This is a genomic window from Pirellulales bacterium (assembly GCA_035499655.1).
GTDB lineage: Bacteria > Planctomycetota > Planctomycetia > Pirellulales > JADZDJ01 > DATJYL01.
The window spans coordinates 1-10,282 of sequence record DATJYL010000018.1; the positions used below are offsets into that span (position 1 = coordinate 1).

General features: G+C 58.2%; 9 protein-coding genes. 2 read left to right on the forward strand and 7 right to left on the reverse strand.

The window, feature by feature from the left end:
- Positions 1-469: hypothetical protein (locus tag VMJ32_01000; GenBank protein HTQ37572.1), on the forward strand; the 469-nt coding region annotated here is incomplete at its 5' end.
- 24 nt (positions 470-493) lie between these two features.
- Here VMJ32_01000 and VMJ32_01005 read toward each other — a convergent pair.
- The 5 genes from VMJ32_01005 to VMJ32_01025 form a co-directional block, all read right to left on the reverse strand.
- On the reverse strand, positions 494-766 hold the full coding sequence (locus tag VMJ32_01005) for a FeoB-associated Cys-rich membrane protein (protein HTQ37573.1): 273 nt from the start codon (positions 764-766) through the stop codon (positions 494-496).
- On the reverse strand, positions 763-3,093 hold the full coding sequence (gene feoB / locus VMJ32_01010) for a ferrous iron transport protein B (GenBank protein HTQ37574.1): 2,331 nt from the start codon (positions 3,091-3,093) through the stop codon (positions 763-765). The genes VMJ32_01005 and feoB overlap by 4 nt, the downstream gene beginning before the upstream one ends.
- A gap of 75 nt (positions 3,094-3,168) precedes the next feature.
- Entirely contained in the window at positions 3,169-3,402 is a 234-nt protein-coding gene (locus VMJ32_01015; protein ID HTQ37575.1) for a ferrous iron transport protein A, read from the reverse strand.
- A 3-nt stretch (positions 3,403-3,405) separates the two neighbouring features.
- Positions 3,406-3,675, reverse strand: a complete 270-nt coding sequence (locus VMJ32_01020; protein HTQ37576.1) for a FeoA domain-containing protein — start codon at positions 3,673-3,675, stop codon at positions 3,406-3,408.
- Positions 3,676-3,853: 178 nt separating this feature from the next.
- Positions 3,854-5,353, reverse strand: coding sequence for a sulfatase (locus VMJ32_01025; GenBank protein HTQ37577.1), 1,500 nt, complete (start codon positions 5,351-5,353; stop codon positions 3,854-3,856).
- A gap of 92 nt (positions 5,354-5,445) precedes the next feature.
- Here VMJ32_01025 and VMJ32_01030 point away from each other — a divergent pair, with 92 nt between their 5' ends.
- Positions 5,446-6,714: an anaerobic sulfatase maturase gene (locus VMJ32_01030; protein HTQ37578.1), complete on the forward strand. Its 1,269-nt coding sequence runs from the start codon at positions 5,446-5,448 to the stop codon at positions 6,712-6,714.
- A gap of 153 nt (positions 6,715-6,867) precedes the next feature.
- On the opposite strand, the gene VMJ32_01035 is transcribed toward VMJ32_01030, so the two are convergent.
- Positions 6,868-8,613 carry a hypothetical protein gene (locus VMJ32_01035; GenBank protein ID HTQ37579.1) on the reverse strand — a complete coding sequence of 582 codons (1,746 nt, stop codon included), beginning with the start codon at positions 8,611-8,613 and terminating at the stop codon, positions 6,868-6,870.
- 132 nt (positions 8,614-8,745) lie between these two features.
- Positions 8,746-10,257, reverse strand: coding sequence for a carboxypeptidase M32 (locus tag VMJ32_01040; protein HTQ37580.1), 1,512 nt, complete (start codon positions 10,255-10,257; stop codon positions 8,746-8,748).
- Positions 10,258-10,282: the final 25 nt, after the last annotated feature.

A 10,282-nucleotide genomic window follows, 5' to 3' on the forward strand; every position in this document is an offset into this window, starting at 1 on the left:
GTTGTTCCTGGTGACCAACGATGATCCGGAAGCGCAAAAACTCCCCGTCGATGTAACGGGCCGCGTCGTGGCCGCTGTCACCGTCAGTCCCGCTTCCTTAATGTTGGGCGCACTGACGCCCGGCCAGGCCATCACCAAAAACGTCGTGGTGCGCAGCAAGCGGCCGTTCAAAGTATTGGAAGTCTCCGGTGGGGACGAAATCACTTGCACGCTGCCCGCCGATTCCCGCGATGTGCAAATTATTCCGCTCACCTTCACCGCGCCACAACAGCCAGGCGTCGTCAAACAAAAGATCAAAATCAAAACCGACTTGGGCGATAACGCCGTGCCCGACATTACTTGTCAGGCAACCATCGTGGGCGATACGACTCCGCCGGCTGCAATCCCCGAAAGCGCCAACAATTCTGCCCGCCGCGGCAGCGAAGCCACAGCCAGCGGCGCCACCTCAACCGGTTTTCACGGCAACTAATGTCTGAATGGACCCGCGCGGCTGCTATTGAGGCCGCTGCGATCGTAACCCATCGATCGTCACCAGCGGTTTGGTTGTGCCCAAACGGTTAGTTACCACATTGCCTTCGTTGGCCGAGCAACTTCCGCACCCGCTGGCGCATGCGGCCGCCGATTTCCGCGCGGCAAAATACCGCCACCCCCGCCGGATCAAATATCCGACCGCTGCCGCCACAATCAACAGTGCTAAAATGTTCTGCATGATCTGAATGATATGCTCCGTTAGCCGCCGGCTAATTGCTAATCGCTTATCAGTCATCCCGCCAGCCACGTGCCAATCTGATACGTCGCTAGTGCGCCCACATACGCCAACACGGTCATGTAAGTAAATGTGAACGCCGGCCAGCGCCAACTGTTCGTCTCGCGCTTGATAATCACCAGCGTGGCCGCGCACTGCGCACAAAGCGCGAAAAACACCATCAAGCCCAGAGCCATCGGCACGGTAAACACCGTCCGCAGGCCGCCATCCCACGTGGCATTGCGAAGCTGCGTTTGCAATTGCGTCTGCCCTTGGGCTTCCTCCAAATCGACGTTTCCCAAATTGTAAATCACGCCCAGGGTTCCCAGCACTACTTCGCGCGCCGGGAACGAAGCGATGGCCGCACAACCCACTCGCCAATCCCAACCCAGCGGCCGCACGGCCGGTTCAATCCACCGTCCCATGTGTCCCAAAATGCTCTGCCGCTGATACGCGCCGGCCAATAACTGTTCGTGCTGCTGCGGATCATTATAACGCGCTAGCTCCGCCTCCAAAAAGTGCCGATGTTCATCGCCAGCCGGCAGTTGTTCAATCTGTGCCGCCAGCGCCGCCTTGTCCTGCTGAAGATTTGCTTCTACCGCCGCCGGATTGTGCGGATAATAAAGCAGTGCCCACACCACAATCGCCACGGCCACAATCAGCGTGCCCGCACGTTTGACGAATGCCCAGCCGCGCTCCAGCATCCGATGCACCACTAGTGCCGGTGACGGAAACTTGTATGGCGGCAACTCCATGACAAACGGCGGCGTTGCTCCCCGCAACAGCGTCCGTTTCAAAATCAGCGCCACGACGATGGCCGCCAGCACGCCCACCAAATACATCACAAACAGTGTCAACCCTTGCAGCGGCAACACCCCGGCTACATATTTTTGTGCCGGAATGAACGCCCCAATCAGCAGTGTGTACACCGGCAGCCGAGCCGAGCAACTCATCAGGGGCGCCACCATAATCGTCGTCAACCGATCGCGCCGATTTTCAATCACCCGTGTCGCCATGATGCCTGGAATGGCGCAAGCAAACGACGAGAGCAGCGGAATGAACGATTTGCCGCTCAGTCCCACGCGGACCATTAGCTTATCCATCAAGTAAGCGGCCCGCGCCATGTAGCCGCAATCTTCCAAAATGGCGATGAACATGAACAGAATCAGCACTTGCGGCAAAAACACAATCACGCTGCCGGCGCCGGCGATCAGCCCATCCACCAGCAGCGACCGCAGCGCTCCGTCGGGCATGTGGCTTTTTACAGCCTCGCCCAGCGTATGCGCCCCGCCGTCCAGCAATTTCATCAGTGGCTCGGCAGCCATAAAAATCGACGAGAATAGCGCCACCATCACGATGACGAAGACAGCCGTGCCCCACAATCGATGCGTGAGAATGCGATCGATTTTATCGGTCAGCGTTTCGCTGCGCGCCGCTGGCCGAGAAATGACCCCATCCAACTGTCGGGCCGCCCAATCGTATCGAACCAGTGCCTCCACGGCCGGCACTGGCAATCCCGCCGCTGCCAACCGCGCTCGGGCAGAGAGTAAATGCTCCCGCACTTGCCCGGCATGACTTTCGGCGTGCCCGTTTCCGCCAATGACTGCCGTCCGCTCCAAATATCCGCCGGTATCCAATAGGAGCCGCTCCGCCAAATATCGCGGCACAACTGCTCCCGCGCTCTTTGGGAGAGGGTCGGAACGAAGGTGCCCGTTCGTTGCATGCGTCGAACCATTGCCCGGGGCTGCATTGAGGAGCGCTTCCAATCGCGTAACTTCCTCTCGAAACGCCTGCGGGAAGGGGCTTTCTCGCGGCACAGCTTGCCGGCCAAGCGTTGCAGCCAGCGCGGCTTTCAATTCGTCTAGTCCTCGCCGTTTATTTGCCTGCACCGGGACTACCGGAATTCCTAGCCGCTCAGCCAACTTTGCGGCATCGATTTTCAATCCGCGCGACTCCGCAATATCGGTCATGTTCATCGCCACGACCGTCGGCAGTCCAAGCTCCAGCACCTGGCTGACCAAATACAGATTCCGCTCCAAATTGCTGGCATCCACGATGCAAAGAATCGCATCGCACGGCGTGTCATCACGGCGGCCCAACAGCACGTCGACCACCACCATCTCGTCCGGCGAATGCGGTGCTAAACTGTACGTACCCGGCAAATCGATCAATGCCCAGCGATGTCCTCGGTGCTGCATTTGGCCGATTTTCTTCTCGACCGTCACACCCGGATAGTTGCCAATCCGCTGCCGCACGCCGGCAAGCGCAGTAAACAGCGTCGATTTCCCGGTGTTCGGATTTCCCACCAAAGCAACCGTTAAAGTGGCTTGCGAATTGGCGGTGGACATGATTTGGACCCGCTCAAATAATTCGACACATTAGCCGCTGGGCTTGCCCGGCGCTGCCCACTGTATCCCAGATAGTTAGACATTCACTTGTTCCACTTCCACCCGTGCCGCTTCGGTGCGGCGCACGCTCAGCCGGTATCCGCGTAGCGCCAATTCAATCGGGTCTCCCAACGGCGCAGCACCCAGCACTTGCACATCGACCCCCGGCGTGAGCCCCATTTCCATCAGCCGGGCGCTCACCTCGTCAAACTGGTTGACTCGCACGACTCGACCCCGCGCGCCGACCGACAATTGCGCCAGGGTGGTCACGATTCAATCCTCGCACTCAACCAGCACATTCAGCAATTCATTGCCGCGGATGCACAGCTTGTTGCCCTGTAGACGGACAATGCAGGGACTTCCGGCACTCACCATTTCCAAAGCCACGCCATGGCGAAAGCCCAACTCCGTGAGTCGCTGCACTTGATCGCTGCGTCCCACAATTTCCGCCACCGCCGCGCGCTGCCCGGCCAACACCCGGCCCAACGGCATGAGCCGCTGTGGTAAAGACGAAGATCTGGCGGTGTTATTATTGAGACTCATTCTCACACTCCATCCTGTGATTCTAATGGTTCCCTGCATCGCAAGCAAGAGGCCGAAATGTGAGAAGTTCTGCTAATTTTCCCAAACGATGGTCTCTGATACGACCGCTGGTTCAAGGTCCGTATATTTACCCAAACCCTGCGGCTAGGCCAGGCGGCTCTTTCCGGGTCGGCGGGAGTCAAAGATTGGCGGCATATTTTCTAGTCAGGGCGGAAAGTTCCACGCGGACGGCGGCGAACTTGGGATCGTCGGCCAGATTTTTCATCTCCAGCGGGTCGGCCTTGCAATCAAAAAGCATGGCGCCGTTCTGGCCGTTGGGACCATACTCGGCGTAGCGGTATTCTTCGGTACGGACGGCCACGCCGTGGAAGGTTTTGCCGTCTTCGCTCCAGACCGAGTATCCGGGCTGTTTCCACTCGGTGTCCGGTTTTTCGAGCAAAGGGACGAGGCTTGTGCCTTCATTGTCGGAGGGCAGCGTAAGGTTGCACAGTTGGGCCAGCGTGGCATACAGGTCGAGCGATTGGACGATGCGCGTGCACGCCTGACCGTTGCCTGCGGCGCCGGGGGCGTGGATGATCAAGGGGACGCGCGTACCCATTTCGAACAGCGAGCCGGCCTTTGACCATTTGCCTTTTTCCCCGAGTTGGTACCCGTGGTCGGCGAGGAAAACAATGATGGTGTTTTCGCGCAATCCCAATCGGTCAAGTTCAGCGATGACCCGGCCGATGTTCCAATCGACCCAGGAAATGGAGGCCAGGTAGGCGCGGATAACTTCCTTGGCCTCGGCTTCGCTCGCGCCGCGGCCAATGAACAAATCGGCGTTGCGCTTGCGGATGGCGGCGCTGGGAAATCCCGCTGGTACGGTTGGCCAGGCGGCAAAATCCGGCGTCAATTGGATTTTGTCCACGTCGTACAAATCGATAAACTTCTGCGGTGCGGTCGGCGGACTATGCGGCTTCACAAATCCGCAGGCGATGAAAAAGGGCTGGTCTTTGTATTTTTGCAAATTCTCAATCGTACGGTCTGCGGTGTGATAATCGCCGTGCCCTTCGCCGTTCCCTTCTAAAACGACGATCCGATCGGAATAAGCCGCGCGGGCGTTGTCCGCTGGCAGCGGCGGCAGAACGCCGTCCGGCATGGGAATTTGAACCCGTGGAATTACCATCGTTTTCCCAACCGCCGGGCCGCTGCCGTCGTCGGTCGTACCACCCTTATCGCTGGTGGCGCTCCAGGACGGGGCATCATCGATCCCTCCGTGATAAATTTTTCCCGCGCGCACCGTCACATATCCGTTGTCTTTGAACAACTGCGGCAACGTCGTCCAGTCGGGATGCGCCACACGAAAATCGGTGCGGTTTCCCAGCACGCTTGTCTGCGTTGGATTTCTCCCGGTAAGCAGCGATGCACGCGACGGATTGCACAGCGGAAACTGGCAGTAATTCCGGTCGAAACGTACCCCGGCGTGGGCCAATGCGTCGAGGTTGGGGGTTTGCGCGTTGAACATCGAGGCGTAACAGCCCAGCTCGACGCGCATATCGTCGGACATGATGAACAGAACATTGAGTTTGCGCTTGGCGGGATCGGGGCCGCTTTGGGCCCGCAAAGTGCCCGGTACCGTTGCTGCTAGCGTGGTGGCGGCAAGTTGGCCCAGGAAAGCACGACGTGTATGCGGGGGCATAAGCAATCCTCCTAGAGCGACATTTTACCGCGCCTCCGGAGCAAAAGCACGCATAATGAAAAAAGCTGCGCGGAATGGTTATACTCGAAAGCATGCCGATCAAAAGCGTTTCCATGGAACCAGGGCATGGTTTCCATGTGTTGACTAAGCCGATTGGGCCCATTTGCAATCTGGATTGCAAGTATTGCTTCTATCTGGAAAAGGAGAAGCTGTATCCGGGTGAGCGAAAATGGGCGATGAGCGACGATGTGCTGGAAGCCTACATTCTGCAGTACATCGCGGGGCAGGCCGGGCCGGAAGTGTACTTTGCCTGGCAGGGCGGGGAGCCAACGTTGTTGGGCGTGGGATTTTTTCAGCGGGCGATAGAGTTGCAGCGGAAATACGCCGGCGGCAAACACATTTTCAACGCGCTGCAGACCAACGGAACGTTGTTGGATGATGACTGGTGCGCGTTTTTTTCGGAGCACGCTTTTTTAGTCGGGCTGTCTATTGACGGACCCGCCGAACTCCATGATGCGTACCGGGTCGACAAGCACGGCGGGAAAACGTTCGAGGCCGTAATGCGCGGGTTAGGTTTTTTGCAGAAGCACGGGGTCGACTTCAATACATTGACCGTGGTGAACCGGGTGAACGCGGAGCAGCCGTTGGAGCTGTATCGGTTTTTGAAGGAGATCGGCAGCGCATATCTGCAGTTTATCCCGTTGGTGGAAAGGGTTGCACCGGCGGCGGAGATGAATGCTCGAGGCGTACAGTTGGCGGAGCCGCCGGTGGCCGGTGAAAAGGCCGCCGAGGATTCAGCGGTGACCGACTGGAGCGTGAAGGCAGATCAGTATGGGCGTTTTTTATGCGCCATTTTTGACCACTGGGTGCGGCACGATGTAGGGCAAGTGTTTGTGCAGTTGTTCGATGTGGCGCTGGAAAATTGGATGGGGTTGGGGTCGTCGTTGTGTGTATTTGCCGAGACGTGCGGGGCGGCGATGGCGATTGAACACAACGGCGATTTATATAGCTGCGATCATTACGTTTATCCGCAGTACAAACTGGGAAACGTGATGAATCTCAGTTTGGGCGAGATGGCGCGCTCGGCGGCACAGGCTAAGTTTGGAAACGACAAGCTGAATACGCTGCCGGAATATTGCCGCCAGTGCGAAGTGCGGTTTGCCTGCAACGGAGAGTGCCCCAAGCATCGGTTCCTCCGCACGCCGGATGGCGAGGAAGGGTTGAACTATTTGTGCGCAGCCTACAAGCATTTCTTCAGGCACGTCGATCCGTATATGCGGACCATGGGAGAATTGTTGCGCGCGGGGAATGCGGCGGCGGAAATCATGGCGATTTTGCGCGCAGAGGAAAGGGAACTTTAATGCGCATTCAGGGCTGTTTCAAATCTTAGGAGGGCAATCTCCCGCCGAGTCAAACTGTTAGGCAGCCGGGGTCGAGAGCCACCGAGCGCCCAGAATTGCGCCGCAACCGATAACGACGGACTTTTGCGACAACGAAGAGGCCGCTCCGACGCGCTAAAATGCCCCTCCGCTGGCAACCAATGCCGGCTTTTCCACAACAGCGCCCCACACTACTGGCTCATCTTTGCCGGCGTACTGCGGAAAACTTTGCCGTGGATCAGGCACCAGCGCTCCCAAAACGATTGCCCCATCATTCGGCAATACATCGGGCAGTTCCGCGCTGATGATCGGCACCATCATGTCGCGGCCGAATAATTTCACCACGGTCCGAAATTGTTTGCCCACCGGTTCCACGCTCTGGACGGTACCGGCCAGGACGATGCCACGATTGGCTCGATTAGGGGTGTTCATCCAGTGGCTCGCGAGGGTGCCTAATTCTTCCAATTTTGCATGATTGTTGGCCGCGTGCAGCACCAACGCGCCGGCGCTGGACCGGGCAATTTGGCGGTCGTCGTTTTGGCTGCGCAAGAGCGTCACTGTTTCGGCCAACTTCGCCAGAGCGATGTAATTCTGTTTGCGCAGTTCCGCCACAGCCGCGGCATCGCCAGTGTCTCCGCTTTCGCGCGCCGCCTGCAATGCGGCGTCAGCCTGTGTAGCGGCAGAGATCGCATGTAAAACATCGGCTAATGAATACGCGATGTCAGTCTTCGGACCGTCCAAATCGGCCTGCGATTCCGGCGGCGGCACCGACGGCTCAGCCAAGGGGGGCAGCTCCGGACGGATTGGCGGAGTGCTTGTCGACAGGGGGGGCGATGCCTCTGCTTTTGCTCCCGGCGCGGCAGTGCCTCCCGAAGGTGCGGCACTCGGCGGGGGGACGTTAGCTGGCGATGTCATTCCTTGGACCGGCGGCGCCGTGCCGGCTGGCAACGCCTCCGATTCTCCTTGCGTGGGCCGTATCACAGCACCGGAAGATCCACTCGGCGCTTTCAGTTCCCCAGATGTCGGTTCACTCGGCCCCGTTTCATAGGGTGTCGTTTCGTCATGCGCCGCTTCACCTGTCACCGAAGAATCGGTTGATCTGAATTGCTCGGGCAGAATTGCTCGCGGCAAATACTTGGCTAAATCGAACGGATCGACTTTGAATCCCCACAACAACACTCCGTAGCCGATCGCACAACCCATCACTCCACCCACGATAATCATCAGCAGTTCGACGATTGGATTTCTGCGTCGCGCACGTCGAAAACCTCGTGGTCGTTTAGGGGGCGCCGTCGGGAAAAATGCTGGTTGATTTCCAATTTCCCCGGCCGCATCCCACGGTTCGTTTGCCGTGCCGGTCGCAGGTATTGCAACCGGCGACGATGTGCCTCCGCCAGCCTTGATCTGAAATCCAGCCCGCGTCGGCATCGGCACCGCTCGAACGGCAGGCAATTCCGGGCTCAGGCTGAAATCTTCACATTCGTCGTTCTCACCTGCGGTAAATTGAGAAATCGCCGGCTGAGCCAACGTCGGTTGCGGTGCGAATGGTTGTTGTGGCGCGAATTCGTGTTGCGGTGAAACAAAGGTTTCTCGCTCCGGATTGATGAGCAAATCGGGAATCGTTTGATCTTCCAGTGGTCGACCTGGCGGGGTGGATGGCGGCAATGGCGCCAGCGCGTCAACGTCCGTGGCAACCGCCACGGCAGGTTGCGGAATGATTTCCAGAGCCGGCGGCACAAAATCAATTGCTTCCTGCAATCGAAATTCGCTATGGCACAGCGGGCAGCGAACCCAGGCGTCGGTCCGTGTCGCTTGAATCGGGTCGCTCGCCGGCAACGAAACCACGCGGCAACATCGGGGACATGTGGCGGAATTAGACACGACATTTCGCTCCACAGGCTTGGCGCTACACCCGATTTGCAGCTGCGCGTGTACACTCGCAGCGAATATCAATTTACATTGCTATCGTTAGTGTACCCCCTGAACAGGCTCAAAGCAGCACCGATACGACACTTAGTTAATGCCATACAGCGGGCCGAATTTGCCTTTCAAATACTGCATCAGCGGGGCATGCGACAGTGGTTTGCCTGTGACGCGAAGCACCAGTTCGTCGGCCGTGTAACATTGTCCGGGCCGATGAATGTGCTGGCGGAGCCAATTTCGCAGCAGCTCAAACTCGCCTTTCTCGAATTGCTGGCTGAGGCCGCCCAGGTCGCGGTCAGCCTGCTGGAAAAACTGTGCTGCGTATAAATTCCCCAGTGAGTATGTGGGGAAATAACCGATCAAGCCCGCGCTCCAATGAATATCTTGCAATACCCCCTGGGCGTCGTTGGCCGGCGCAATGCCCAAATAATGCCGATATTTTTCATTCCACGCCCCCGGCAAATCGGCGAACTTCAAATCGTCGGCCACCAGCGCCTGTTCCAATTCAAAGCGAATCAAAATGTGCAAGTTGTACGTGGCCTCGTCCGCTTCCACACGAATCAACGATGGCCGCACGTCATTGATGGCCCAATAAAATTCGTCCGCCGCAACTGTGGAAAGCGCCTGCCCAAACCGCCGCTGTGCTTCGCCGTAAAAGTGTTTCCAGAACGGCCGGCAGCGCCCCACAAAGTTTTCCCACAGCCGCGATTGCGATTCGTGAATGCCCAGCGACACTGCCTCGCCCGGCGGCAGCCCGTAATATTCCGGCCGCAATCCCTGATCGTAAATGCCGTGCCCAGCTTCGTGCAGCACGCCGAAAAAAGCCCCGGGAAAATGTCGCTCGTCATACCGCGTCGTGATGCGTGTATCGTTAGGACCGTTATTCGTGCAAAACGGATGCGCCGTCACGTCCAGCCGGCCCCGTTTGAAATCAAATCCGCATTGTTCGGCCACGTGTTTGGCAAATTGCTCTTGGTTTGCTATGTCATAGGAACGCGTCAATATCTCCACATTCGGCTCCCGCCCGCTTTGGCCGATTGCCGCCACCAGCGGCACTAACTGCTCGCGCAATTCCGCCAACACTTGGGCAATGCGCGAGGTCCGCCCCCCCGGCTCGTAATCGTCCAGCAGCGCGTCGTATCGGGTTTCCGCATAACCCAGCGCATCGGCCGCTTCCCGCTTCAATTGAAACGTCTTTTCCAACAGCGGCCGAAACGATGCGAAATCGTTCTTGGCCCGCGCCGTCACCCACACCTGTTGGCCCAATACTGAAGTCCGTGCCAGCTCCTCCACCAGCGCTTGTGGTAACTTCACCCGGCGGTCGAATTGCCGTTTGAGTTCGCGCACCGTGGCGCCGCGCTCGCTGTGCGGATCGACATTCTCGGCCGCCAATTCGTTCAGCCATTGGCCCAGCCGCGGGTCGGTGCGGCGGCGGTGCAACAAACCGGCCATATACGTCATTTGCTCGGCCCGATATTCTCCCGCCGCGGCAGGCAACATGGTCCGCTCGTCCCAACCCAACACTGATTCAATGGAATGCAATAGCGCCGTCTCCCGCACATGCTGGGTCAATTGCTCGTAAACCGAATCTAAATTTGGCATGGCTTAACATCTCGTATCAAAATCT